Here is a 24,243-nt window from a genome sequence, read left to right as displayed (position 1 = left end):
GGCTGCTTTTTTTATGCCCGAGCGGCCCAGGGCGCACGGCCGCGGCGCCTCACTCCGGCGACGGCTGCAGGTACAGCTGCGCCAGGCGGTTACGTGCAGCATCGTCCACGCCCAGGCGACGCTCCAGGTAACGCTGCACGCCGCCGTGGTCCTGGTCAACGGCTTGCAATGCGGCCTCCAGGAAGTCCTCCTGCACGCGCCAGATCACGTTCAGCACCTCCTGCGGCGCAGAGCTGACCAGCCCCGCGGGCCGACGATACAGAGCGTTAGTCAACAGGTAGTCCTGCATGACCACCTCGCGCGACACGCCGAGCGCCAGCAGAATCAGGGCCGCGGCGAAACCGGTGCGGTCCTTGCCCGCAGTGCAGTGAAAGACCAGGGGAGAATCCTCTGCCAGCAACTGCTCGAACAAGCCCGCAAACTGCTGCGCGTTGTCGGAAACAAAGGCGCGGTAGGTGTCCTGCATCAGCCCTACCGCAACGGGTGCCGTGATCTGTTGGCCCGCTACCGCCAGTTCCTTGGCGCGCTGCACGACGGTCGGCTCGATCGGCAGCGCGTGATAGCGCACCTGCGGCAACGCATACGACTGGGCCGCGCTCTCCACCAGCCCGCGAAAGTCCACCGAGCGGGTCAGCCCCAAACCGGCCAGCACCTGCGCGTCCTGCGGTGTCAGGGCCGCCAGATGATCGGAGCGGAACAACCGGCGCCAGCGTACCGTGCGTCCATCCAGCCCCGTATAGCCTCCCAAATCACGGAAGTTGGACGCCCCCGTCAGCGAAAGCGTGCGTGAAAAGTCTTGCATCCGGTCACTGTAGTTCAAAGCCGTCACGCGCTCATGACACATGGGCGTACATGTAGCCCGAAGCGTGATCTTTGGGGGAATGGAGAGTGCGTGGCTTCTGTACCCCCCCGCGCCCGTGCCTGCAGGTACTGGCTCCCAAAGAAAGGACTACCGTCCCGCGAAGAAACAAGGCCCCGAATCACGGAGAGGTCCTGTGCAGCGCTGGAGGATGAGGGTACGCAACCACTGCGTCGTTCCACGCAGCATGGCAGCGCAGAAACAAAAACGCCCAACCGAGTGGTTGGGCGTTGTATGTGGTGGCCTGGGACGGAATCGAACCGCCGACACAAGGATTTTCAATCTAACGAGATTTCTTTAAAAATCATCGCGCAAGCTGGAAACCGGCTCTACAAAATGCACCCGCAGTGCATCGCTGCAAGCCACGTGTATGCTTGAGCACACCTGAGTTTGTAGAAGCCCCGTGACCAAAGATACTGACGTGCGCCAGTCTGCAAGCCGCGACGATGGCGATGCTCTTTTTAGCGCCCGCCTGAAAGAGGCTAGGGAAAACTGCGGCTTGGCACAAAACGCCGTAGCCCACCGTACCAAGCTTGCTGACCCTGATGGCAAGGGAATTTCGCGGACTGCGCTGATTGGATATGAGCAAGGATCCTCGCGACCAGGCCTCCGCGAGATTCGACTCTTGTGTGAAGTACTGAAGGTCAGCCCAAACTGGTTGATCTTCGGGATGGAGTCCCCGGCCACTGCCCTCCAAGCAAGCATGGACTTTTTCCCCGCAGTTTCAAAATCGGAGATCGTTAACGTGGCACACGCCGCATTGGCGTTGACTGCGGTGAAGGGGCATGAACGCGACGCAATATTGAGCCTCCTGCTCTCACTTGCGGGCCGTCAACTTGGTGACCTACGCCTATCCGCTTTGCTCACGTTAGGACCGATGTTTGCAAGAGGCCTTTTGAAAGAGTTGAAGGAGTTCAGCCCAGGCCTCACGGCGGAAACAACACTGCAAGATCTCGCTGAGGCTCTTTCTAGAGATGGTGGAACGACCCTTGGGAACCGTCTTCGCTTTGATGAAGAGTTCAATGTTGACGGTGGAAGTTGGCTCTACCCCGACCCAGCACCAATCGAGAGCACTGAAAAGTCAAAAGAAAAGTCGTAAAACTCGACATTCAGTTGAACGGATAGTTGACATCCAAATATCGGGCGCATAGACTCCGCAGTGTCGAAATTCACGACACTATGGAGTTCAAATGATCGACTTTTCCGAATTGGCGCTGTCCCCAAACGAGTCTCGCGCCGCTCGTAACTTCCTCGGGATGAGCCAGGCACAGGCCGCCGAGAAATCTAGCCTCCCCGCCCACAAACTCAAGCGCTTCGAGACGGGCAACTACGTCCCCGACGCACAGTTCCTCGAAGACCTGCGCGAATTCTTCGAGGGCGAGGGCTACAACTTCCACGACGAAGATGTGGTGCAGCCCCTTGATAGTGAACTGGTTGGCGGCCCAGAACTCGTTGCGCGACACATTCGACCAATCGACCAGGCGGACAAAATCCCCCACGGTTTGGCCGTCCTTTTGGTACTCCACGGGCACGCCGCCTACTAGCAACTTGTGAAACGCCCGGTTGGCCGGCAGCAAGGCCAGAACGCCCAAATCCATCACCTGTTGCAGGGCGTCCTCACGGGCGGCGGTAGGTACGTTGGGGTTCAGGCGCTGGATGGCCTCGCGCAGGCGGAACGGCAGCACTACCTGGCGGTAGCTGGCCCGCTGGGGGTTCCCGCCATCGTGAGCGATGTCGGGACCGCTGTGGACCTCGTAGCCCAACTCGGCCAGCCAAGCCAGGGTTTCTTGTTCGAGCTGGTCTTCGGTCATCGGCTGCCCTCTCTTGTGTTCACGCCATCGACATGAATTTATATTGTGTTTATTTTTCGCATAAAAATCGACACATTCTGGGAACGTGTCGATTCCGTCATCACTTCACCAGTTCAGCAAACAAGGCCTCGTTGATGTAGTACATCTCCCGGCCATGCTTGCTGGGCCGCAGCAGCCCCAGTCCGGCCAAGGTCTGCAGATAGGTGGATGCCGTTTGGCGTTTGGCGATGCCCGCGTCCACCAGGAACTGAATCTTCGTGTAGGGGTGGCGGAAGATGACTTCAATCAAGTCCTTGCTGTAAATGCCGGGGGCCTCTTTCTGCACCCGCTCACGCACCTGCTCCATCAGCACACGGATAAGCCAGTCCCACGCACTTTCTTGGGCCGAGTCAGACCGTTGCGCTGTGGCTCAAGAAACAGGTCGCCAAAACGGGCACTGTCAGAACTCATACCCCAGCCCCCCCAGCTTCGCCCGAATCACCGCATCCAGCTCCGCACCCTTGGCCATTTGCTCGCCCAGTTTTTCGGTGAGCTTTTGCATCTTGTCGGCAAAGGCTTCGTCGTCGTCTTCCACCTCTTCCGCACCCACGTAGCGGCCAGGGGTGAGCACATGGCCGTGCTGCGCAATCTCGGCCAGGGGCACGCTGCGGCAAAAGCCCTTCACGTCTTCATAGCTGCCCGCGCCCGGCTCGCTGCGCCAAGCAGCCACCACGGCTTCGATGCGGGCAATGGTGTCGTCAGTCAACTCGGCCTGCACTCGGCTGATCATCCGGCCCTGCTTGCGGGCGTCGATGAACAACACTTCACCCTTGCGCTTTTTCTGCTTAGCCAAAAACCACAGGCAGGCAGGGATCTGGGTATTGAAGAACAACTGCCCCGGCAGGGCCACCATTACCTCCACCACGTCGGCATCCACCATCGCAGCGCGGATCACGCCTTCGTTGTTCTGGCTGCTGCTCATGCTGCCATTGGCCAGCACAATACCTGCACGCCCCGTGGGCTTTAACAGGCCGTTGAAAAATCCCCCGCCGACGCCCGCGTTGGCCGCTACGATCTGAAGCCATCGGTGAACGACCCAGACGAGGACGATGAGAGGCAGTCAAGATTTCCAGGGGGCGATGTTCAGCTACATCAGCCTTGAAGAGCGCGTGCCGCAGGCACACCCGCTGCGCAAGTTGCGCGCGGTGGTTGATGCGCTGCTGGCAACCATGAACCGCGAGTTCGAAGCGGTGTACGCCCGCCGTGGCCGCCCATCGGTGCCACCGGAGATGCTGCTCAAGGCCTTGCTGCTGCAGATCCTGTTCTCCATCCGCAGCGAGCGCCAGTTGGTCGAAGCGATCAACTACAACCTGCTGTACCGCTGGTTCGTGGGCCTGAACATCGAAGACAAGGTCTGGGACCACTCCACTTTCAGCGCCAACCGCGAACGTCTGTTCAACGAAGACCTCGCCCGCGCCTTCTTCGAGCGCGTCAAGCTCAGTGCCCAGTGGGGCAAGCTCGCCAGCGACGAGCACTTCAGCGTGGACGGCACGCTCATTGACGCCTGGGCCTCGCACAAGAGCTTCAAGCGCAAAGACGACGACAGCGGCACGCCGCCTGGGCGCAACCCCGAGGTGGACTTCAAGGGGCAGGAGCGCTGCAACGACACCCACGAGAGCACCACGGACGCCGATGCCCGGCTGTTCAAGAAGAGCCAGGGCGACAAATCCCGCCTGTGCCACATGGGGCACATCCTCATGGAGAACCGCAACGGGCTGATCGTGGATGTCGAGATCACCCACGCCAGCGGCACGGCCGAGCGCGAGGCGGCGCTGGCCATGTTGGAGCGTCGGGGCAACAGGAACAAACGGGCCACGGTCGGTGCCGACAAGGGCTACGACAGCAAGGCCTTCATCAAAGGCTGCAGAAAGCTCAAAGTCACGCCCCACGTGGCGGCCAAGGACAAACACTCGGCGGTGGATGCGCGAGTGACACGGCACGAGGGCTACAAGACCAGCCTGAAGGTGCGCAAGCGCATCGAAGAGGCCTTTGGCTGGATCAAGACCGTCGGTGGTCTGGCAAAGACCAAGCTGATCGGTCAGGCCAAGCTCACGGGCCAGGCGCTGCTGTGCTTTGCCACCTACAACCTTGTGCGAATGGGCAGCATCGGCGGCTGGTGGGACGCGCATCATGCGTGAGCCCAGGGATACGTGCGCCCGAAATGGGCGGGAGGGCCTGCAAACCGGCCAGATGGGCCGTTGCAATCGCTGCGCAGACGCGTCTGGGCAGCTCGTGTCTTCGCACTCAGCGTCCCTGATGCGTTCGAAAAGCACTTTTTCAACGGCCTGTTAAGTGGTGCAGCATGTGCTGCAACCAGGCGTAGTTGGCGTTGCCGTGGGGTGGGTCGCCAAACTCCCAGCGGGGGTCGCCTTCCAGGCTGCCGTGCCACCAGTCAGAGATGTTGAAAGGCGGGTTGGCCAGGATGTAGTCGGCCCGCAGATCGGGGTGCTGATTGCGGGTAAAGGTGTCGGCAGGTTCGCGGCCCAGGTTGTAGTCAATGCCGCGAATGGCCAGGTTCATGGCGGCCAGGCGCCAGGTGGTGGGGTTGGCCTCTTGGCCGTAGATGCTCACGTCGCCCAGCTTGCCGCCGTGCGCTTCGATGAATTTTTCGGACTGCACGAACATGCCACCGGAGCCGCAGCACGGGTCGTACACCTTGCCCTGGTGCGGGGCCAGCACGGCGACCAGTGTTTTGACGATGCTGGCCGGGGTGTAGAACTGGCCACCCTTCTTGCCCTCTGCGCTGGCGAACTGGCCCAGGAAATATTCGTACACCTGGCCCAGCACATCGCGGGCCACGGCCGGGTCGTCGCCAAAGCCGATGGTGGAGACCAGGTCCACCAACTCGCCGAGCTTGCCGTCGGGCAGCTGCGCGCGGGCATAGCGCTTGTCCAGAATGCCCTTGAGCTTGGGGTTCTCGGCCTCGATCAGCGTGAGGGCGTCGTCGATGAACTTGCCAATCGCCACATTCTTGGCCGTGGAGCGGATGGTTTCCCAGCGCGCCCCCTCGGGCACCCAGAAGACGTTGGCGCTCTTGTAGTAGTCCCGGTCTTCCAGCTCAGCGTCGATGTCTTCAGGGCTTGCTTCGCCGTAGTAAAACTCGTCGGCAGGGTCTTGCAGGCGGGCTTCGATCTCAGACCGACGGGCGGTGAAGGTGTCGGAGATGTACTTCAGGAAGATGAGGCCAAGCACCAGGTGCTTGTATTCGGCGGCGTCCATGTTGGCACGCAGTTTGTCGGCTGTGGCCCAGAGTATTTTTTTGATGTCGTCGAGCATGTGTCAGAACAAGGGGGCAATGCCTCCCATTATTGATTCTGGCCACGTGATCAGACATCAATCACACATTGGGTGCGGATGACGCGAGAAGCTGCAGCCTGCAGACCTATGCAAAAGCCGCCCGGCCACCTGGCGATCAGGTCAACCGAGCGGGCAAAAAACCAGACGCGGGCTGGTCCCGCGGCGCGCTGGGCCATCGCCCAAATTGGAGGCGATGACTGTAAGAGTTGGTCGGAGCGGTACCAGCCCTAGCCGCCCCCAAGCGCCAGCTTCTGGCGCCATTCCCTCGTTCTTTCCCTTTGGCCTGCGCACCTGTCTAAACCAGTGCTCTGGTTGAGCCAGCCGTAATTTATGGTCGGCAAGCAGCGTGGCTTATGGGAACAATATGTCCCTAAAGCTGTATAGCTCGGTCGAGTAGTGGATGAGACTGTTTTGTTGAGCAAGCGACCAGCCAGCCGCCTCAAGATCGCGTTGCAGCTTGGCCTGGAAGGCCTGGGTGCAAATGAAGATCACGCGCTCCAAGACAACCTCTGAACCGAGCTGCACGCCGTCTTGGGACCGCTTTTGTAGCTCAAGAATTCTCCCAAGCCAACGAAGGAGTCCTTGGTATTCAGACGCTCGTTTTCGTGATTTTTCCACTTCCCCGAAGATGACCCGTTTGCCGTCGCGCAGGACGACATCAGGTCGTTTTCCGAAAATTCCTGCCTCACCGCCCAGCCATCTGCCTTGGGAGATTTCGCGCTCTGTGGAGACGCGGAAGCCTTGTGTGATCCCTGCAATCGCAATTTCATTGGCGATGCAGCGATGCCGAAAGTAAGCCGAGCTGAAACCCCGCACCAAGTCTTTGCCGCTTGCTGCGTCAATGCCCGCTTCTTTGAGCATCCGCGCGCCAGCCTCGGAGAGTGTGTAGACAATGCTGCCATCCGGCGCCTGTGCGGATATGACGCATCGCATTGTCCGCAGTCGCTTGAGCGTACGCTGGGCCATGCGCAATGCAGAGGCCGTTGAATGAACGGGTGCCAGGCTGAGTGGCGCCACAGGCTTTGGGAGCCATCGCGTCCAGCAAATCCGAGCCAAATCACGGGTTCTCAAAAATCCGAATCGCTGAAGAGTTCGAAGTATGCGGAATTCTCTTGCGCGAGCGATTACTCGTCCATCTTTGTGTGCCATTACGTCTCCTGTTGAGGTTCCAGATGTAGACGTATAGGCAAAACACCCTGTTCTTCCCCCCATACGATGGGGGATGTACAGGGTGGCCGTACAGCTGCTGGGCAGCTGGAGTTCACCATTCTCTTTCCCCGCCTGGACGGCGGGCCGTTCATTTGCGCGGGCTGGACGCCCGCACATGCCCTCCGAAATACCGGCGCCCCCATCCCTGCGGGAGCCCGCCAGCGGGCCGCTCAACGCGTGGGCAAGTGTCTCACCACGGCACGCTGGACGCGTTTGTGCTGACTCACTTGCCCACGCCTTTGGCGAGGGGGCGCGGGGTTCCCCCCCACGACGAACCGCAGCACTTGGGTGCTGCTATTGCTGGCGCGACGATCTTTGATCTGCTGGCAATTTCGACGCGGCTCCCCCCGGCGTCACTACGACCGCCATGGGTGGCGGTGCTGCGTGCCGGGCCGCGGCTGAACGCCTGGCCCCACTGTGCTGCGCTGCACAGCGGCCCCAACTTCGCCACCTTGTCTGAGCAAAGTGGCTGCGCGCCTGGCGGCTTGCAGGACAGCCGCCAGGCGCTGACAGCCAACGGCAGACAGCGCCCGGCCAAGGCGGCCGATGGCCACCTGTGGGCTTGTCGCCAAGCCCTACACGTCATCACCGTCGTTTCCTGAGTTCGTCGCTGTACCTGCGAGCTTGTCTCAATCCCATCCACGCGGCTCAAGCCCTCGCGGGCACTTCGTGCGCTTCTGCACCCGGTTCCTTCGGGACTGCGGCTTTGACAGCGCTTGCACCTTGTGGCCGTTCTTGGACCGCAATTTCGCAGGCGACGGAACTCAGGAAAAGACGGTGGCAGCAATGCCGACGAGCTTCATGCAACAACCCCGGATAACGCATGAACCAGGCTCGGGAATCTAGGGAATCCGGTAGCAAATGGAGTCAGACATGCAAACAGAGCAATCCTTGGGAGGCATCTTTGGAGCCCCAATTCACACATATACCCGCGCTCAAGCACTGGAGGATGGGTGCGTATTCCACGCGATGGCGGACACGATTCCATGCTGATGGCGGACAGTGTTCCAGCGTGATGGCGGACAGTGTTCCACGCTGAAGGCGGACAGCATTCCAAACTGATGGCGGACACCTGCGGGGTGTTCTGAGTGACCCGAACGCGGCATACGCTGCCCGGTTTTTTGACCGGAACCAGCGATGCCCACACCCAGGGTCACCATGAGCAAACTACGACACACACTGCAACTGCTGCACCGCGGGGCCTTGAGCACCCGTCAAATCGGTGCCGCCCTCGGCATCTCCAAATCCACTGTCAGCGAGATAGCCAGCTACGCGCGCGTGGCCGGCGTGGACTGGGCACTGGCCCAGAGCCTGAACGACGACGAACTCCAGGCCCGGCTCTACAAGCCACCCGTGGCGCGCGAGTCCCGGCACCTTGAACCCGACCACGCCCACATCCACCGCGAACTGCGCCGACCTGGCGTGACGCTGCAGTTGCTTTGGGAGGAATACCAGCAACAGCACAGCGGGCAGGCGTACAAGTACAGCGCCTTCTGCGAGAAGTACAAGGCCTGGGCCCGGCGCCTGCAGCGCTCCATGCGCCAGACCCACACGGGCGGTGACAAGCTCTTTGTGGACTACGCCGGCCAGACCGTTCCCGTGGTGGATGCCGACACTGGCGAGATACGCCAGGCCCAGGTCTTCGTGGCCGTGCTGGGCGCATCGAACTACACCTACGCCTGCGCCACCGCCAGCCAGAAGACCACCGACTGGGTGGCCAGCATCATTAGCGCGCTGGAGTTCATCGGCGGCGTGCCCCGCCTGCTGGTGCCTGACCAGCCGCGCGCCCTCATGGCCCGACCCGACCGTTACGAGCCCACCGCGCACCGCCTGCTCGAAGAGCTCTGTGCGCACTACAGCCTGGCCGTGATGCCCGCGCGCCCGGCCAAGCCACGCGACAAACCCAAGGTGGAGGTCGCTGTGCAGGTGGTCGAGCGCTGGATTCTGGCCAGGCTGCGCCACCAGACCTTCTTCAGCCTGGCCGAGCTCAACCGGGCGATTGCCGCCTTGCTGGTGGACTTGAACCAGCGCGCGTTCAAGAAGCTGCCGGGCAACCGCACTAGCGCCTTCGCCGAACTCGACCGGCCAGCCCTGCGCCCCCTGCCGCCGGTGCGCATGCCCATCGCGCGCTTCAAACCCGCCCGCGTCAACATCGATTACCACGTTGAGCTCGATGGCCACTACTACTCGGTGCCCCACGCCCTGGTGGGTGAGCCGGTGGAGTTGCGCATCACGGCCGGCACGCTCGAAGTCCTGCACGGCAGCAAACGCGTGGCCGCCCACGCCCTCAATCCCCGACGGGGTGCACACACCACCACGCCCGAGCACATGCCGGCCTCGCACCGGGCGCACCTGCAGTGGACGCCGGCCAAGCTCATCGCCTGGGGTGAGCGCGTGGGCGCGGCCACCGCCGCCGTGGTGCGCTGGCAGATGGAGCACCGCCAGCATCCCGAGCAGGGTTACCGCTCCTGTCTGGGCCTCATGCGCCTGGGCCGTGAGTACGGGGCTGACCGGCTGGAGGCCGCCTGTGCGCGGGCGCAGTCGATTCGCTCACCGTCCTACAAGAGCATCGCCTCCATCCTGGGCTGCGGCCTGGACCAGCGGCCGCTGGATGCGCCGATGGCCGCACAGGCGAGCCTGCCGCTGCACGAGAACGTGCGCGGGCCGGGCTACTACCACTGAACTCCAACGTGCAAGCAAACCTAACAAGGAAGAACCATGCTCAACGAACAGACCTTGAACCAACTGCGCGCCCTGCGCCTGGACGGCATGGTGGCCGCCCTCAGCGACGCGGCCACCCACATCACGGCCAGCGAGCTGCCCTTTGAACAACGCCTGGCGCTGCTGGTGCAGCGCGAGGTGGACTGGCGTGACAGCAAGCGCCTGGAGCGCCTGTTGAAGGCGGCCCGCCTGAAGGTCTCCAGTGCCTGCCTGGAGGACATCGACTGGCGCGCCAGCCGGGGCCTGAGCCGAGAGGTCATCACCAGCCTGGCCGGCGGGGACTGGCTGCGCCATGGCCACAACGTGCTGCTCACCGGCGCCACCGGGTGCGGCAAGACGTGGCTCGCCTGCGCACTGGGGCAGCAGGCCGCGCGCCTGGGCTTCTCGGTGCTCTACACCCGCGCGCCACGGCTGCTGCAGGAGCTGCACGTGGCCCACGGCGATGGCAGCCTGGGCAAACGGCTGGCGCAACTGGCGCGGCTGGACCTGCTCATCCTGGACGACTTCGGCATCGCGCCGATTGCCGCGCACGAGCGAAACGACCTGCTGGAATTGCTGGACGACCGGGTGGGCACGCGCTCGACGCTCATCACCAGCCAGTTGCCGGTGACGGCCTGGCACGCCTGGCTGGACGAGCCCACGCTGGCCGACGCCATCCTGGACCGCATCGTGCACGGCTCGCACAAGATAGCCCTCAAGGGCGAGTCGATGCGCAAGCTCACCAAGGCCGTCTGAGCCGGCCGCGCCGACCGCCATTCCACGCTGATGGCGGACACTTCGGCTACGATTTGAGCGTCACTCAGGACACCCGCGCAACGTGTCCGCCATCGCCTGGAACGCTGTCCGCGATGGGAATGGAATCACTGTCCGCCATCAGTGGAATGCGCACCCAGCCCATCGAGAAACCCCTGGGCACGTTCACTGCCGCGTAGGCAGCTCAGAAAAACCACTCCGCCAAGAGGTCCATCTGTGATCGGTTCACTGCCGCGTAGGCAGCTCAGAAATCCAGCATCAACGCACCATTCAAGCGCACGAAGTTCACTGCCGCGTAGGCAGCTCAGAAAGAACCCGATCACCTGGGACAACCTGACGAACGGTTCACTGCCGCGTAGGCAGCTCAGAAATAAACATCATCTGCACCGCCTTTACCGGCAGAGTTCACTGCCGCGTAGGCAGCTCAGAAATGTCTATGGGCGCGCACTCGCGCTTTCACGCAGTTCACTGCCGCGTAGGCAGCTCAGAAATACCCATGTCCCAGTTGGGACAGAGCGGTGGAGTTCACTGCCGCGTAGGCAGCTCAGAAAGTTCGGTGCGCGCGGCACGGGGAAAACCGCGTGGTTCACTGCCGCGTAGGCAGCTCAGAAAATAGGCCCCCAGGCCCGCGCCCAGCGCCGACAGTTCACTGCCGCGTAGGCAGCTCAGAAAAGTGGTGAAAGCCAAGCCTTAGGCGGGCCGCCGTTCACTGCCGCGTAGGCAGCTCAGAAACAGGGCAACACGCGCCTTATTCCTTTCCGGGCGTTCACTGCCGCGTAGGCAGCTCAGAAATACCGCCAGCTGGTGCACCACTGCGACTTGGTGTTCACTGCCGCGTAGGCAGCTCAGAAAGGGCTGGCCATGTCGCCGGTGATGGCTTCGTGGTTCACTGCCGCGTAGGCAGCTCAGAAACAGGACTGCACTGCCGCGCTGGCGGGCTGCCAGTTCACTGCCGCGTAGGCAGCTCAGAAATCATGCGGCACCGCCTTCCTTGGCCTGGGTGCGTTCACTGCCGCGTAGGCAGCTCAGAAATCATGGATCTGCACGAGCATGTCGCGCGGCACGTTCACTGCCGCGTAGGCAGCTCAGAAAAGCATGGCCGGCGTGACGGCGATGGGCTTCACGTTCACTGCCGCGTAGGCAGCTCAGAAACAGCGCCGAGTGCGAGATGGCAAGCGACCTGAGTTCACTGCCGCGTAGGCAGCTCAGAAATGGCTAGTCCTCTCCAACGGCGCCGAGCAGCAGTTCACTGCCGCGTAGGCAGCTCAGAAAACAGCGGCAGGCGCTGCCTGTGCAGGCTCCGCGTTCACTGCCGCGTAGGCAGCTCAGAAAAGCAACGGCACGCCCACCATGCACCAGCCGGAGGTCACTGCCGCGTAGGCAGCTCAGAAAGAACTGCGCGCGCGGTCAGTCTCCATCGAAATGTTCACTGCCGCGTAGGCAGCTCAGAAATCCGGAGCCGTATGGGTACGGAGATGGCCCGTGTTCACTGCCGCGTAGGCAGCTCAGAAAAGCGCGCTGATGCTGTCACCCCATGCCGTTCCGTTCACTGCCGCGTAGGCAGCTCAGAAAACGAGGACGGCGAATAGATGGATGGAAGAAATGTTCACTGCCGCGTAGGCAGCTCAGAAACAGCGAATACCGACCGGCCCAGGCCGGTTTTTGTTCACTGCCGCGTAGGCAGCTCAGAAAGAAGACGCCGCAGACTCGGTGTTCAAGATTGAGTTCACTGCCGCGTAGGCAGCTCAGAAAACCAGGAACGATGGTGGCACCCGGTAGCTGGCGTTCACTGCCGCGTAGGCAGCTCAGAAATCCTCGCGCAGCGCACGCATTTCGGCGACCAGGTTCACTGCCGCGTAGGCAGCTCAGAAAACTTCACTGCCTCGTCTGCTGGGAGCATGACGGTTCACTGCCGCGTAGGCAGCTCAGAAATATGCGTCTGCGCACCGCATGGCCTTCAACGCCGTTCACTGCCGCGTAGGCAGCTCAGAAAACACACATCACATGCCATCACGCACCTCCTTCGTTCACTGCCGCGTAGGCAGCTCAGAAAGTCATCGGCCACGTCGGCGGCGCGCTGCATCCGTTCACTGCCGCGTAGGCAGCTTAGAAACCCCCGCGTCGATCAGCTGCACCGCTCCCAGGTGCACTGGGCATAAGCAGCTCCCAAACTATACATCACACAATTTAATGGCTAAATATTTAATTTTTAACTATTAAACTGCTAATAATAAGAAATAATGCGAGCCATGCCCTCCCGCAACACCGCCACGCCGCCCAGCCCGCCCGAACTGCTGCTGGACAACCAACTGTGCTTCGCGCTGTATTCCGCGTCGTTGGCCATGACCAAGCTCTACAAGCCGCTGCTCGACGCCCTGGGCCTGACCTATCCGCAGTACCTGGTGATGCTGGCGCTGTGGGAGCGTGACGGGCTCACCGTCTCCGAGCTGGGCGAGCGCCTGTTCCTCGACTCGGGCACGCTCACGCCGCTGCTCAAGCGCCTGGAAGCCGCAGGCCTGCTGGTGCGGCTGCGCGACGTGCAGGACGAGCGCCGCGTGCGCATCACGCTCACCGGCCAGGGGCGTGCGCTGCGTGATGGCGCCCAGCCCATCCCGCACTGCGTGCTGGCCCGCACGCAGTGCACACCCGCCGACATTGGCGCCCTGACCGCGCAGCTCCATGCGCTGCGCGACCGGCTCGTGCAGCCGCAGGCCTGACACCGTTTTCCCTCATGCCCCGTTGGCGGGGCCTTTGTTCCACTCTGAAAGGATGCACCCATGACCACGCTCGACAAGGTTCTCTACACCGCCCGCGCCCACACCACCGGCGGGCGCGACGGCGCATCGCGCAGCGATGACGGACGGCTGCAGGTCCAGCTGTCCTCGCCCGGCGGCAGCGGCACGGGCACCAACCCCGAGCAGCTTTTCGCCGCCGGCTACTCGGCCTGCTTCATCGGCGCCATCAAGGCCGTCGCCGCGAAGCAAAAGCTGACCCTGCCCCAGGACTTGGCCATCGACGCCGAGGTGGACCTGGGCACGATCCCCAATGCCTACGGCATCGCCGCACGCCTGAAGGTGCACCTGCCCGGCATGGACCGCGCCCAGGCGCAGCAGTTGGTCAACGACGCGCACCAGGTCTGCCCCTACTCCAACGCCACACGCGGCAACATCGACGTGACGCTGACCCTGGCCTGAGGCACCGTAGCGGGCGGCGCAGTTCTCCGCGTTTTCCCTAGTCTGGCGGGATACCCATTGCAAGCGAGCGCTCAGCTTCCGGGTTCATCATGCGCGGTCTGTCCCCCGCTTCGCCTGCATTGCCCGCGCCATGAAGATCGCCCTGCTGTCCGACATCCACGCCAACCTGCCCGCCTTCGACGCTTGCCTGGAGCATGCGCGAGCGCACGGTGCACAGCAGTTCGCGCTGCTGGGCGACCTGGTGGGCTATGGCGCGGACCCCGGCCCGGTGCTCGACCGGGCCATGCAACTGGCCGCCGCGGGCGCACTGTGCGTGCGCGGCAACCATGACGCGGCCGCCCTCGCCCCGCCCGCCGTTGCCCAGAACCTGGGCGACCAGAGCGCGCAGTGGACCCATCCGCACCTGGACGAGCGCCAGCGTGGCTTCCTGGCCGGCCTGCCGCTGACCGAGCGCCTGGGGCCCGACGCGCTGCTGGTGCACGCCAGCGCCGACGTCCCCGAGCGCTGGCACTACATCACCGACAGCAACGCCGCCGAGCGCTGCATGACAGCCGCCACGCGCATCGACCCGGCCATCCGCTACGTCTTCTGCGGCCACGTGCATGAGCAGGCGCTGTACTTCCTCACGCCCACGGCCAAGTTGATGCGCTTCTCGCCCCAGCCGGGCGTGCCCGTGCCCGTGCCGCCGCACCGCCAGTGGCTGGCCATCGCCGGCTCGTGCGGCCAGCCGCGCGATGGCGACACGCGCGCCATGTATGCCCTGTTCGACCCGGACGCCGCCACCATCACCTTCCAGCGCGTGGCCTACAACCATGCCGCCGCCGCGGCCGCCGTGCGCGCCAGCGGCCTGCCCACGTTCTTTGCCAACCGGCTGGAGCGCGGGCGCTGAGCCCGCCTTTTCCACCCTTCAGAACCAGACGCACCACCGCCCCATGAAGCTGCTCACGCCCGGCACCGAGATCGACGGCTTCGTGGTGCATGAGTGCATCCACGCCGGCGGCATGGCGCACATCTACCGCGTGGGCTATGCCAATGCGTCGCGCGACCCGGGATTTCCCATGGCCATGAAGATCCCGCGCATGACGGCAGGCGACGGGGCCGAGAACATCGTAGGTTTCGAGGTCGAGCTGACCATTCTGCCCACGCTGTCGGGCCACCACGCGCCGCGCTTCGTGGCGGCGGGTGACCTGATGCGGCTGCCCTACCTGGTCATGGAATACGTGCAGGGCGATACGCTGCAGCATTGGCTGGACGATCGCCCGCCGGGCGACACCGCTGCGCGCAGCGCGGAAACCATCGCCCGCATCGGCGGCGCCATGGCGCTGGCCGCGCACAGCATCCACCAGCAGAATGTCTGCCACCTGGACCTGAAGCCCGCCAACGTGCTGCTGCGCCCCGACGGCAGCGTGGTGCTGCTGGACTTCGGCCTGTCCTGCCACGCGCACTACCCCGACCTGCTGGCCGAGGAAATGCGCCAGGCCGTGGGTTCGCCCACCTGGATCGCGCCCGAGCAGGTGGTGGGCGTGCGCGGCGACCTGCGCAGCGACATCTTCGCGATCGGCGTCATGCTCTACGAGATGGCCACGGGCGAACTGCCTTTCGGCTCGCCCACCACACAGGGCGGCATGCGCCAGCGCCTGTGGATGACACCTGCGCCGCCGCGCCAGTACCGCCCCGACCTGCCCGAGTGGCTGCAGGAGGTGATCCTGCGCTGTCTGGAACCCGAAGCCGCGCAGCGCTACCCTTCGGCCGCGCACTTGGCCTTTGACTTGGCCAACCCCGACCAGGTGCCCATCACCGAGCGCGGCCGGCGCCTGCGCGGGCCCGGCGTGGGCGCGCACTTCAAGCGTTGGATCAAGGCTGCGGGCATGCACTACCAGCCCAGCCCGCTGCCGGCGCGCCAGATCGCCGAGGTGCCCATCCTCATGGTGGCAGTGCCGCACGACGACGTGACGGACGCCACGCTGTACTCCTTGCGCGAAGCGGTTGCCCGTTCGCTGGGCATACGCCCCGGCGCGCGGCTGGCCTGCGTGACGGTGATTTCCCCCTCGGCCAGCAGCACGTCCGACAGCACGCGCAGCGAGACCATGCTGCACCGCACGCACCTGGCGCGGCTCAAGCAGTGGGCAGCGGGGCTGGACCTGTCGCGCCACAGCGCCAGCTACCACGTGCTGGAGGCCAGCGACGTGGCCCAGGCCCTGGTCCGCTATGCCGAGGGCAACCGCGTGAGCATGATGATCCTGGGGGCGGCGACGCACGGGCTGCAGTTGCAGCGCTTCATCGACACCGTGCCCATCCGCGTGGCGCGGGATGCCCCCTGCACCGTCATCCTGGTCAAGCAGCAACTGCCTTTCGACGCGCTGGGCCAGTGACCCCGCGGGGCTGCCGCAAGCGTGACAATCACGCCATGACCGCGCCCCACACCGATGACACGCTCCACCCCTACGCCAGCCTCACGCCCGACCTGGTGCTGGACGCGCTGGCCAGCGTCGGCTTGTATGGCGACGGCCGGCTGATGGCCCTGGGCTCCTACGAGAACCGCGTGTACCAGGCCACGCTGGAAGACGGCAGTCGCGTGGTGGCCAAGTTCTACCGCCCGGGGCGCTGGAGCGAGGCGCAGATCCTGGAGGAACACGCCTTCTCCCAGGAGCTGGCCGATGCCGAGGTGCCCGTGGTCGCGCCCCTGCTGCTGCACGGCCGCAGCCTGCACCGGCATGCGGGCTTCGACTTTGCCGTCAGTCCCTGGCGCGGCGGGCGCACGCCCGAGCTGGACGACTTCGAGGTGCTGGAGTGGCTGGGCCGCTACCTCGCACGCATCCACAACGTGGGCGCAGCCCGGCCCTTCGCGCAGCGCCCGGCGCTGGACCTTCAGACGTTGGGCCAGGAGCCGCGCAACTGGCTGCTGGGCGCACAGATCATTCCCCTGGACCAACAGACGGCATGGCGCGATGCCTGCGAACAAGCTCTCGAATTAATAGCTGCTGGCGCTTGTCTATCGGGCGCTACAGGCCAATTTGGCTTGAAATACGCGAGCAACATCCGCCTGCACGGTGACTGCCACCCCGGCAACGTGCTGTGGACGCCCGTGGACGACGCCGGCCACGGCGGCCCGCATTTCGTGGACCTGGACGACGCGCGCATGGGCCCGGCCGTGCAGGATCTGTGGATGCTGTTGTCGGGCGAGCGCCGCCAGCGCACAGTACAGCTATCGGCACTGCTGGACGGCTACGAGCAGCTGCGCCCCTTCGACCGGCGCGAGCTCGCGCTCATCGAGCCGCTGCGCACACTGCGCCTGATCCACTACAGCGCGTGGCTGGCGCGGCGCTGGAGCGATCCGATCTTTCCGATCAACTTTCCCTGGTTCGGCAGCAGCGACTACTGGCGCGGCCAAGTGGACATGCTGCATGAGCAGATCGAGGCCATGCAGGAGCCACCCCTGGTCGCCTGAGGACGGTCAGCCAGCCGGTCGCTGCGGGGCCGGCGAGGCAGCCAGGGACTGCTTCCAGCCCCGCACGATCACGTCGGTAAAAAACTGACGGTCCAGCCAGAGCCAGACCAGCACCGGCACCAGCGTGGGCAGTACCAGCACGCCCACCTGGTAGCCGTAGACGATGGCCTCCAGCTGCCACTGGTCCACGCGCAGCACCCGCACATCGAACTGCGCCGCGCCCGCCAGTTGCATGAGCAGGTACATCACCAGGCTGAAGGCCTGCGCCGGCAACAGCAAGACATAGCCCAGCGCCGCGCGGGAGGCCCGCCCCGGCGCACGCGCGGCACCCCAAGCCGCCACCAGCAGGGCGGCAAAGATCGGCAGGCCATAGGCGTAGCGGCCCGGGTCGGCCTCCAGCGTGACTTCGGCCCGGCGCCCGCCGGAGTTGGGTACGGCGATCTCCACCGCGGTGTCCACCTCCATGCGGCCCAGCTGCTGGTGTACGCCGCGCACCCACATGGGTGCCGCCTGTTCCAGCGCCACATGGGAGAGCCATGCCACAGGATAGGAGAGCCATGGCGAGGCTTTGGTCCACAGCAGCGTGAGCACAATCATGGCGCCAAAGGCATACAGGACAAAGCGCGTGAGCACGGAGGGTCGGCGCGCAGGGGCTCCGGTTTGCACGGGTTTTGTCACGGGGAAATCCTCCTGTGCCTGAGGGCTCAGCGCGGCGACAGGTCGAGCGAGGTGCTCACCTGCCCATGGCCCTTGTCCAGGCGTGGCATCGCCAGCGGCATTGGCGGGGCGGGCGGCTCATCGGGTGGCGGCGTTTCCTGGGGCGGCTGCGCCTTGGCACCGGCACGGACCCAAAGCAGCCAGACGATCAGCACATCCAGCATGATGAGCCCCTGCCACAGGAATTCGTGCGCAAAGTTGAACACCGCCGTGTTCCACTGGCCCAGGTAGAAGAGGCTGATCACCCGCACCACGTTCAGTGCCTGCACCGCAGCAAAGCCTGCGACCAGGCCGAACAGTTTGTGGCGCAAGGAGGAAGGAAAGGCGATCACGGCCGCGAACAGGACGATGCAGGCCTCGATCCCGTTGCACCCCGGTTCGATGGACACGCCAAAACCCGTGAGGGTGTTCTACAGCACCTTGCCCTGCGCAGCGGCCGTGGTATCAAACCAGGTGACCAGCCCTGCGCAGATGCGGGCCAACAGCGCCGTCCAGGGCAACACCAGATGCTGTTGCACCCAGTTCAGCATGTTGATGCCAAACAGCGATAACTGGATGGCGAGAAAGAGAAGAAAGAAGCGCAGCATGGTGTGAGGGCCCAGGAGGCCACGGGGCGATAGGCTTTGCGCAAGGCGCCTGCATTATCCGTGGCTGCCTGGACACCGCCAGCGCTATCGACCCGACCTGGCTGCCATCGGGTGCGGCAGGGGCTCAGCAGGCTCAGCCCTCACGCTGCAGAGCCCTCTTTGGACCTGCCTAGCCCACCCTGCAACGAACTGCGCGAGGACCGTGCGCCCCCATCAGTCCTGCTTGGCGCCGGATATTTTCACCAGCTTATCGATGATGGGGTTGGACGCCTCAAAGTCCTTGCGGAACTGTGCGGCCCCGCCTTCCACCCCTTCCAGGCCGAAGACCTGCAGGCGGGCCTTCATCGCGGTGGAGTGGATGATCTGCACCGCCTCCTTCTCCAGGCGGGCCAGGATGGGCTTGGGCGTGCCCGCCGGCGCCAGCATGGTGAACCAGGCGATGGTCTTGAACTCCGGGTCGGGAAAGCCCGCCTCGGCCATCGTGGGCACGTCGGGCAAATCGGCCAGTCGCCGGGGGCCCAGGATCGCCAGCGGGCGCAGGCGCTCGGCCTTGATCTGCGGCTGCGCGGCGGCCAGCGTGCCCATACCCCAGGAGACCACGCCCGCAGACAGGTCCTGGATGTGCGGCGCCTCGCTCTTGTAGGCCACGTGCGTCATCTCCAGCTTGCGCGAGTCGCTGAGGTAGGCGCTCATCAGGTGGCCGGGCGAGCCGGTCCCGTACGAGCCGTAGTTGATCTTGCCCTTGTTCTGTTGCGCCCAGGCCATGAATTCCTTCATGTTCTTGACGGGCACGTTGGCGTTGACCATCAGCACCAGGCTGGTCGCAGCGATCTGGGTGATGAACTCGAAGTCCTTGCGGATGTCGTACGGCACCTTGGAAAACATGTGGTGCGCGTAGAACACGGGCGTGGAGTACGACACCAGCACCGTGTAGCCATCAGGCGCCGCACGCGCGACCGCATTGGCGCCCAGCATGCCCGAAGCCCCGCTCTTGTTGTCCACCACCACCGGCTGGCCCAGGCGCTTACCGAGTTCGTCGGCCAGCACGCGGCCCACCACGTCGGTGCCGCCCCCGGCTGCGGCCGGGATCACCATGGTGATGGGCCGGCGCGGATAGTCCTGCGGCGCGGCCGCATTCTGGGCCAGGGCCAGCCCCGAACAGCCCCACACCAGGGCAGAAAAAACCAGCGATGTCTTGATTCCCATGTCACAACCCTTTTTGATCGGAACGCAGGTTTCGATATTCACCATCTGAGGTCCAGACAACCATTAGGGATAGCCTTGATGGGGACCGGGACACGCGGAACCGCCGTGGCGCAAAAAAACCCGGCCTGCTCGCGCAGGACCGGGTGTGGTCGGTCTGTAGAGACGGCCCGGCACAGGCCGGGCGCGAGGGTGGCAAGCCCGCCTCAGGCCAGCAGCGCGTTCACGCGCTTCACGTACGCGGCCGGGTCCTCAGGCAGGCCGCCCTCAGCGAGCAGCGCCTGGTCGAACAGGATGTGCGCCAGGTCGTGAAAGTGCACGCTGCCGTCCAGCTTCTTGACCAGCGCATGCTCGGGGTTCACTTCCAGCACGGGCTTGGCGTCAGGCGCGCTCTGGCCGGCCTGCTTGAGCAGGCGCGCGAGCTGCGTGCTCATGCCGCCGTCCTGCACCACCAGGCAAGCGGGCGAATCAACCAGGCGCGTGGTCACGCGCACGTCCTCGGCCTTGTCCTTGAGCGCTTCCTTGAGCTTGGCGAGCACGGGCTTGAAGGCCTCGGCGGCCTCCTCGGCGGCCTTCTTCTCGGCCTCGTCCTGCAGCTTGCCCAGGTCCACCGCGCCCTTGGCCACGGACTGCAGCGGCGTGCCATCGAAGTCCTGCAGGTAGTTCAGCGCCCACTCGTCGACGCGGTCGGTCATGAGCAGCACCTCGATGCCCTTCTTCTTGAAGACTTCGAGCTGCGGGCTGTTCTTGGCGGCGGCCAGCGTGTCGGCAGTGATGTAGTAGATGGCCTCCTGGCCCTCCTTCATGCGCGCCTTGTAGTCGGTAAAGGAAACGCTCGGCGTATCCGATGTGGTGGAGGCAAAGCGCAGCAGCTTGGCCAGACGTTCGCGGTTGGCGAAATCCTCGCCCAGGCCTTCCTTGAGCACGGCGCCGAACTCGGTGTAGAACTGGGTGTACTTGCCTTCCTTGGCCTTGTCCTCGGCGCTGACCACGTCCTGCACGCCATCGACGCCTTCCGCCGCTGCCTCATGCTTGTCGTGCTTGGCCAGGTCCTCGAGCATGGACAGCACGCGCTTGACCGAGCCGTCGCGGATCAGGCGCACGTCGCGGCTTTCCTGCAGCAGCTCGCGGCTCACGTTCAGCGGCAGGTCGGCGGAGTCGATCACGCCCTTGACGAAGCGCAGGTAGCTGGGCATGAGCGACTCGGCGTCGTCCATGATGAACACGCGCTTGACGTACAGCTTCACGCCGGCCTTCTTGTCGCGGTTCCACAGGTCGAACGGCGCCTTGGCAGGGATGTACAGCAGCTGCGTGTACTCGGTGTTGCCCTCGACGCGGTTGTGGCTCCAGGTGAGCGGATTCTCGAAGTCGTGGCTGATGGACTTGTAGAAGTCCTGGTACTGCTCGTCGGTGATGTCCTTCTTGGGCCGCGTCCACAGGGCGCTGGCCTTGTTCACGGTTTCCCACTCGCCGGTCTTCACCATCTGGCCCGGCTCGCCTTCCTTCTCGCTCTCCTTCCACTCCTCCTTTTCCATGAGGATGGGCAGGCTGATGTGGTCGGAATACTTGCCGATCACCTGCTTGATCTTCCAGGCGTTGAGGAACTCCTCGGCATCCTCGCGCAGGTGCAGGATCACGCTGGTGCCGCGCGCCGCACGCTCGATGGCCTCCACCTCGAAGTCACCCGCGCCGCCGCTGGCCCAGCGCACGCCTTCGCTGGCGGGCAGGCCCGCGCGGCGGCTCTCGACCGTGATGCGGTCGGCCACGATGAAGCCCGAGTAGAAGCCCACGCCGAACTGGCCGATCAGCTGCGCGTCGGCCTTCTGGTCGCCCGACAGGCGGTTCATGAAGTCGCGCGTACCGCTCTTGGCGATCGTGCCCAGGTGGTCAATGGCCTCGTGCTCGCTCATGCCGATGCCGTTGTCGGTGATGGTCAGCGTGCGCGCTTCTTTGTCGAAGGACACGCGCACCTCCAGGTTGGGCGCATCCTCGTACAGCGCTGCATTGTTCAGCGCTTCAAAGCGCAGCTTGTCACAGGCGTCCGAGGCGTTAGAGACCAGCTCGCGCAGGAAGATCTCTTTGTTGGAATACAGCGAATGCGTGACCAGGTGCAGCAGTTGCGCCACTTCGGCCTGGAAGGAATGGGTGTGCTTGCTCATAGGTGTTTTTCAAACAAAGGCAACGGGAAAGAAATCACAGGGGATTCAACCATGTTCTCCGGCGCGGCCGGAACGCATGCGCAGGTGGGGGCGCCGCGACCGGCTTCAAGGGGCGCTGCACGGCGATTTGCCACCAACCGATGCCACGCTGGCCGCATGCCCCAGCGTCGGCGCGATCCTGGGCGCGGTGATCTACAACGCACCGCTGTCGAGCGGCAGCAGCGACTGAACGCCTACCGCAGCCATCAAAAAAGAGAGCGGCTTGCGCTCTCCTTTTCTGCATTTCAAAGGGTTTTGAACTGCAAACGCCCTTTTGGCGAGCGCTAGCAGCTCCTGATTTAATAGCTTAAAAGCGCTCACCCGGCGCCAGGTAGCGCCACTGGCCCGGCGGCAGCTTGCCCAGCAGCACCTGGCCGATGCGGATGCGCTTGAGGCCCACCACCTTGAGGCCCACCAGCTCGCACATGCGGCGGATCTGGCGCTTTTTGCCCTCGCGCAGCACGAAGCGCAACTGCTCGGGGTTCTGCCACTCCACCACCGCCGGCTTGAGCTGCTGGCCGTCCAGCGCCAGGCCATGGTTCAGCAGCGCCAGCTTGTCGGCGGGGAAGACGGCGCGCACATCCTGCGCGCGATCGCCGTACTGCACGCGCACCAGGTACTCCTTGTCCACCGTCGAGTCCTCGCCGATGAGCTGGCGCGCCACGCGGCCGTCCTGCGTCAGCACCAGCAGGCCCACGGAGTCGATGTCCAGCCGCCCGCAGGGTGCCAGGCCCTTGAGTTGCGCCGGCGCGAAGCGCGTGCGGCTCTCATCGTCCTTCCAGTGCGTACGTGGGTTGATCAGCGCCACGGCCGGCGTGTGGCCGTCCTCGGCCTGGCCGCTCACATAGCCCATGGGCTTGTGCAGCAGGATGGTCACCTGCTGGCGCTGGTGGCCCTGGGCCGCGCGGTCCACGTCGATGCGATCGTGCGGCCCCACCTGCAGCCCCATGGCCGCCACCTGCCCGTTGACGCGCACCCAGCCCTGGGCGATCCAGTCGTCGGCCTCGCGGCGCGAACACAGCCCCAGATCGGCCATGCGCTTGTTCAGGCGCATGCGGCCGTCTGCAGGCGCCTGCGCAGCGCCAGCGGGCGCACGGGTGGCAGGAGGGCGCGGCGCGGCCGGCGCGTGCCGGCTCGCCGTACGGGGGGCGCCTGCCGCGCCGCTGGGTGCGGCCGTGCCGGCCGTCCGGCCTGCGGACCGGCCCGGCGCCTTGCCGGTGGCCACAGGTGCTGCGGGCGCGGTCGGCTTGCGCAGCACCAGCCGCGGGCGCAGCGGAGTGGGGGAAGCAGAAGCGGACGGTGCGGGGGGGCGTTCGGGCGTTTCGGGCATGGCGCTATTGTCTCGCGCCGTGGAGCGCGCCGCGCCCCGCCCCATCTACCGCGCCTTCAGATCATGGCGGCGGGCTCGTTCTCGTCGGCCGGCGCCCTGCGCGGTGAAGCGCGGCGCCGGGGCCCGGGGCGGCCCGCGTCCGCGGGCTCCATCCGCCTGAACAGGCTGGTGCGCAGCGCCTGCAGGTCCAGCACGCGCAGGCCGCCGTACTCCACGCGGATCGCCCCCTGCGCTTCCAGGGTCGCCAGGGCCTCGTTCACACGTTGGCGCGACAGGCCAACCAAGTAGGCCAGCTCCTGCTGGGTGATGCGCAGCACTTCCCCGACGCCCGGGTAGAGCACGGGGTTGAACAGCGCCGCCAGGCTGCGCGCCACGCGCAGGTCGGGGTTGGTGAGGCGGTCGATTTCCCGCGCGGCGATGAACTGCGCCAGGCGCTCGTTGAGCTGGTTCATCACGAAGCGGTTGAAGCCGATGGAATGGTCCAGCAGCCAATGGAAGGTGTCGATGGGCAGGCCCGCCACCACGCTCTTGCGCAGGGCCTGGATGTTGTAGCGGTAGGGCTCGCGCTTGACCGCCGTGCCTTCGCCGAACCAGCCGCCGGGGGGCACGCCGGTGAAGGTCATCGTCAGCCCGTCGGCGTTGTCCGCGCTCATCTTGAGCAGGCCCTCGACCACCCCAAACCAGTACGTCACCGGCCGGCCCACACGGCACACGTAGTCGCCCGGCTGGGCATCGCCGACGGCCAGCGCGGCCACCGCCCGTTCGCGCTCGGCGGGCTGCAGCAACGCCATCCAGGGAATGCCGCTGAGTTCTTGGGCCGTGGGCGGGCGGCGCCGCTGGTGCAGGGAGGCGTCTTGGCTCATGCGCGCAAGCATGC

17 protein-coding genes, 4 pseudogenes and 1 CRISPR repeat array are annotated in these 24,243 nt (G+C 64.8%); of the genes and pseudogenes, 9 read left to right on the top strand and 12 right to left on the bottom strand.

Translation table 11 applies throughout. The features are described from left to right. Positions 1 to 49 precede the first annotated feature (49 nt). Positions 50 to 802, bottom strand: coding sequence for a tyrosine-protein phosphatase (locus MRB47_RS03095; protein WP_252101874.1), 753 nt, complete (start codon positions 800 to 802; stop codon positions 50 to 52). Positions 803 to 1,262: 460 nt separating this feature from the next. Between MRB47_RS03095 and MRB47_RS03090 the strand changes: the two genes are divergently transcribed. Beyond that, entirely contained in the window at positions 1,263 to 1,958 is a 696-nt protein-coding gene (locus MRB47_RS03090; RefSeq protein ID WP_252101873.1) for a helix-turn-helix domain-containing protein, read from the top strand. Positions 1,959 to 2,265: 307 nt separating this feature from the next. Here MRB47_RS03090 and MRB47_RS03085 read toward each other — a convergent pair. The 3 genes and pseudogenes from MRB47_RS03085 to MRB47_RS03075 form a co-directional block, all read right to left on the bottom strand. Continuing rightward, positions 2,266 to 2,670 (bottom strand): annotated as a pseudogene (locus MRB47_RS03085) (type I restriction endonuclease); the annotation flags it as partial. 100 nt (positions 2,671 to 2,770) lie between these two features. Continuing rightward, the gene (locus MRB47_RS03080; RefSeq protein ID WP_252101872.1) at positions 2,771 to 3,016 is read right to left on the bottom strand and encodes a hypothetical protein; all 246 of its coding nucleotides are present in this window, start codon (positions 3,014 to 3,016) and stop codon (positions 2,771 to 2,773) included. Between the two features lie 93 nt (positions 3,017 to 3,109). Next, a pseudogene (locus MRB47_RS03075) lies at positions 3,110 to 3,676 on the bottom strand (N-6 DNA methylase); the annotation flags it as partial. Positions 3,677 to 3,758: 82 nt separating this feature from the next. Between MRB47_RS03075 and MRB47_RS03070 the strand changes: the two are divergent. Beyond that, complete coding sequence (locus MRB47_RS03070; RefSeq protein WP_011803559.1) at positions 3,759 to 4,847, top strand: IS5-like element ISDisp1 family transposase; 1,089 nt, start codon at positions 3,759 to 3,761, stop codon at positions 4,845 to 4,847. Positions 4,848 to 4,989: 142 nt separating this feature from the next. Here MRB47_RS03070 and MRB47_RS03065 read toward each other — a convergent pair. Then, a pseudogene (locus MRB47_RS03065) lies at positions 4,990 to 5,985 on the bottom strand (N-6 DNA methylase); the annotation flags it as partial. A 372-nt stretch (positions 5,986 to 6,357) separates the two neighbouring features. After that, the gene (locus MRB47_RS03060; protein ID WP_252101871.1) at positions 6,358 to 6,972 is read right to left on the bottom strand and encodes a hypothetical protein; all 615 of its coding nucleotides are present in this window, start codon (positions 6,970 to 6,972) and stop codon (positions 6,358 to 6,360) included. Positions 6,973 to 8,352: 1,380 nt separating this feature from the next. Between MRB47_RS03060 and istA the strand changes: the two genes are divergently transcribed. The 7 genes from istA to MRB47_RS03025 all read left to right on the top strand — a co-directional run bounded on the left by istA (position 8,353) and on the right by MRB47_RS03025 (position 17,331). After that, complete coding sequence (gene istA / locus MRB47_RS03055) at positions 8,353 to 9,897, top strand: IS21 family transposase (RefSeq protein ID WP_252100662.1); 1,545 nt, start codon at positions 8,353 to 8,355, stop codon at positions 9,895 to 9,897. A gap of 36 nt (positions 9,898 to 9,933) precedes the next feature. Then, on the top strand, positions 9,934 to 10,671 hold the full coding sequence (istB, locus tag MRB47_RS03050) for an IS21-like element helper ATPase IstB (RefSeq protein WP_011805003.1): 738 nt from the start codon (positions 9,934 to 9,936) through the stop codon (positions 10,669 to 10,671). A gap of 181 nt (positions 10,672 to 10,852) precedes the next feature. Next, positions 10,853 to 12,802: direct repeats of the CRISPR family, unit length 28 nt; unit sequence GTTCACTGCCGCGTAGGCAGCTCAGAAA. A gap of 136 nt (positions 12,803 to 12,938) precedes the next feature. Continuing rightward, positions 12,939 to 13,406 (top strand): MarR family winged helix-turn-helix transcriptional regulator, encoded by a 468-nt coding sequence (locus tag MRB47_RS03045; RefSeq protein ID WP_252101870.1) that lies wholly within the window; start codon positions 12,939 to 12,941, stop codon positions 13,404 to 13,406. 60 nt (positions 13,407 to 13,466) lie between these two features. After that, entirely contained in the window at positions 13,467 to 13,883 is a 417-nt protein-coding gene (locus MRB47_RS03040; RefSeq protein WP_011803942.1) for an organic hydroperoxide resistance protein, read from the top strand. Positions 13,884 to 14,013: 130 nt separating this feature from the next. Continuing rightward, the gene (locus tag MRB47_RS03035; RefSeq protein WP_252101869.1) at positions 14,014 to 14,772 is read left to right on the top strand and encodes a metallophosphoesterase family protein; all 759 of its coding nucleotides are present in this window, start codon (positions 14,014 to 14,016) and stop codon (positions 14,770 to 14,772) included. A gap of 43 nt (positions 14,773 to 14,815) precedes the next feature. Then, complete coding sequence (locus MRB47_RS03030; protein ID WP_012655509.1) at positions 14,816 to 16,255, top strand: bifunctional serine/threonine-protein kinase/universal stress protein; 1,440 nt, start codon at positions 14,816 to 14,818, stop codon at positions 16,253 to 16,255. A gap of 35 nt (positions 16,256 to 16,290) precedes the next feature. Then, positions 16,291 to 17,331, top strand: coding sequence for a serine/threonine protein kinase (locus tag MRB47_RS03025; RefSeq protein ID WP_252101868.1), 1,041 nt, complete (start codon positions 16,291 to 16,293; stop codon positions 17,329 to 17,331). Positions 17,332 to 17,337: 6 nt separating this feature from the next. On the opposite strand, the gene MRB47_RS03020 is transcribed toward MRB47_RS03025, so the two are convergent. The 6 genes and pseudogenes from MRB47_RS03020 to MRB47_RS02995 all read right to left on the bottom strand — a co-directional run bounded on the left by MRB47_RS03020 (position 17,338) and on the right by MRB47_RS02995 (position 24,229). Continuing rightward, positions 17,338 to 18,009 (bottom strand): exosortase H-associated membrane protein, encoded by a 672-nt coding sequence (locus MRB47_RS03020; protein ID WP_252101867.1) that lies wholly within the window; start codon positions 18,007 to 18,009, stop codon positions 17,338 to 17,340. Between the two features lie 26 nt (positions 18,010 to 18,035). Continuing rightward, a pseudogene (gene xrtH, locus MRB47_RS03015) lies at positions 18,036 to 18,635 on the bottom strand (exosortase H). 213 nt (positions 18,636 to 18,848) lie between these two features. After that, a complete protein-coding gene (locus tag MRB47_RS03010; protein ID WP_011803936.1) occupies positions 18,849 to 19,841 on the bottom strand; it encodes a Bug family tripartite tricarboxylate transporter substrate binding protein in 993 nt (330 codons plus the stop codon). 203 nt (positions 19,842 to 20,044) lie between these two features. Next, positions 20,045 to 21,997, bottom strand: coding sequence for a molecular chaperone HtpG (htpG, locus tag MRB47_RS03005; RefSeq protein ID WP_252101866.1), 1,953 nt, complete (start codon positions 21,995 to 21,997; stop codon positions 20,045 to 20,047). Positions 21,998 to 22,343: 346 nt separating this feature from the next. Beyond that, complete coding sequence (locus MRB47_RS03000) at positions 22,344 to 23,366, bottom strand: pseudouridine synthase (protein WP_411275727.1); 1,023 nt, start codon at positions 23,364 to 23,366, stop codon at positions 22,344 to 22,346. Positions 23,367 to 23,422: 56 nt separating this feature from the next. Then, on the bottom strand, positions 23,423 to 24,229 hold the full coding sequence (locus MRB47_RS02995) for a Crp/Fnr family transcriptional regulator (protein ID WP_220638441.1): 807 nt from the start codon (positions 24,227 to 24,229) through the stop codon (positions 23,423 to 23,425). Between the last annotated feature and the right edge of the window lie 14 nt (positions 24,230 to 24,243).

The organism is Diaphorobacter sp. LI3 (assembly GCF_022807955.1).
GTDB lineage: Bacteria > Pseudomonadota > Gammaproteobacteria > Burkholderiales > Burkholderiaceae_C > Diaphorobacter > Diaphorobacter nitroreducens.
Note: the sequence above shows the minus strand (reverse complement) of the source record. Positions and strands in the feature narration are given on the sequence as shown.

Excerpts from the sequence above, each read along its gene's own strand:
- MRB47_RS03025 (WP_252101868.1), top strand. The coding sequence starts at position 16,291 with ATGACCGCGCCCCACACCGATGACACGCTCCACCCCTACGCCAGCCTC.
- MRB47_RS02995 (WP_220638441.1), bottom strand. The coding sequence starts at position 24,229 with ATGAGCCAAGACGCCTCCCTGCACCAGCGGCGCCGCCCGCCCACGGCC.
- MRB47_RS03030 (WP_012655509.1), top strand. The coding sequence starts at position 14,816 with ATGAAGCTGCTCACGCCCGGCACCGAGATCGACGGCTTCGTGGTGCAT.
- istB (WP_011805003.1), top strand. The coding sequence starts at position 9,934 with ATGCTCAACGAACAGACCTTGAACCAACTGCGCGCCCTGCGCCTGGAC.
- MRB47_RS03010 (WP_011803936.1), bottom strand. The coding sequence starts at position 19,841 with ATGGGAATCAAGACATCGCTGGTTTTTTCTGCCCTGGTGTGGGGCTGT.
- MRB47_RS03040 (WP_011803942.1), top strand. The coding sequence starts at position 13,467 with ATGACCACGCTCGACAAGGTTCTCTACACCGCCCGCGCCCACACCACC.
- MRB47_RS03000 (WP_411275727.1), bottom strand. The coding sequence starts at position 23,366 with ATGCCCGAAACGCCCGAACGCCCCCCCGCACCGTCCGCTTCTGCTTCC.
- MRB47_RS03035 (WP_252101869.1), top strand. The coding sequence starts at position 14,014 with ATGAAGATCGCCCTGCTGTCCGACATCCACGCCAACCTGCCCGCCTTC.
- MRB47_RS03080 (WP_252101872.1), bottom strand. The coding sequence starts at position 3,016 with ATGGAGCAGGTGCGTGAGCGGGTGCAGAAAGAGGCCCCCGGCATTTAC.
- MRB47_RS03060 (WP_252101871.1), bottom strand. The coding sequence starts at position 6,972 with ATGGCCCAGCGTACGCTCAAGCGACTGCGGACAATGCGATGCGTCATA.
- MRB47_RS03045 (WP_252101870.1), top strand. The coding sequence starts at position 12,939 with ATGCCCTCCCGCAACACCGCCACGCCGCCCAGCCCGCCCGAACTGCTG.
- MRB47_RS03095 (WP_252101874.1), bottom strand. The coding sequence starts at position 802 with ATGCAAGACTTTTCACGCACGCTTTCGCTGACGGGGGCGTCCAACTTC.
- htpG (WP_252101866.1), bottom strand. The coding sequence starts at position 21,997 with ATGAGCAAGCACACCCATTCCTTCCAGGCCGAAGTGGCGCAACTGCTG.
- MRB47_RS03070 (WP_011803559.1), top strand. The coding sequence starts at position 3,759 with ATGAGAGGCAGTCAAGATTTCCAGGGGGCGATGTTCAGCTACATCAGC.
- istA (WP_252100662.1), top strand. The coding sequence starts at position 8,353 with ATGCCCACACCCAGGGTCACCATGAGCAAACTACGACACACACTGCAA.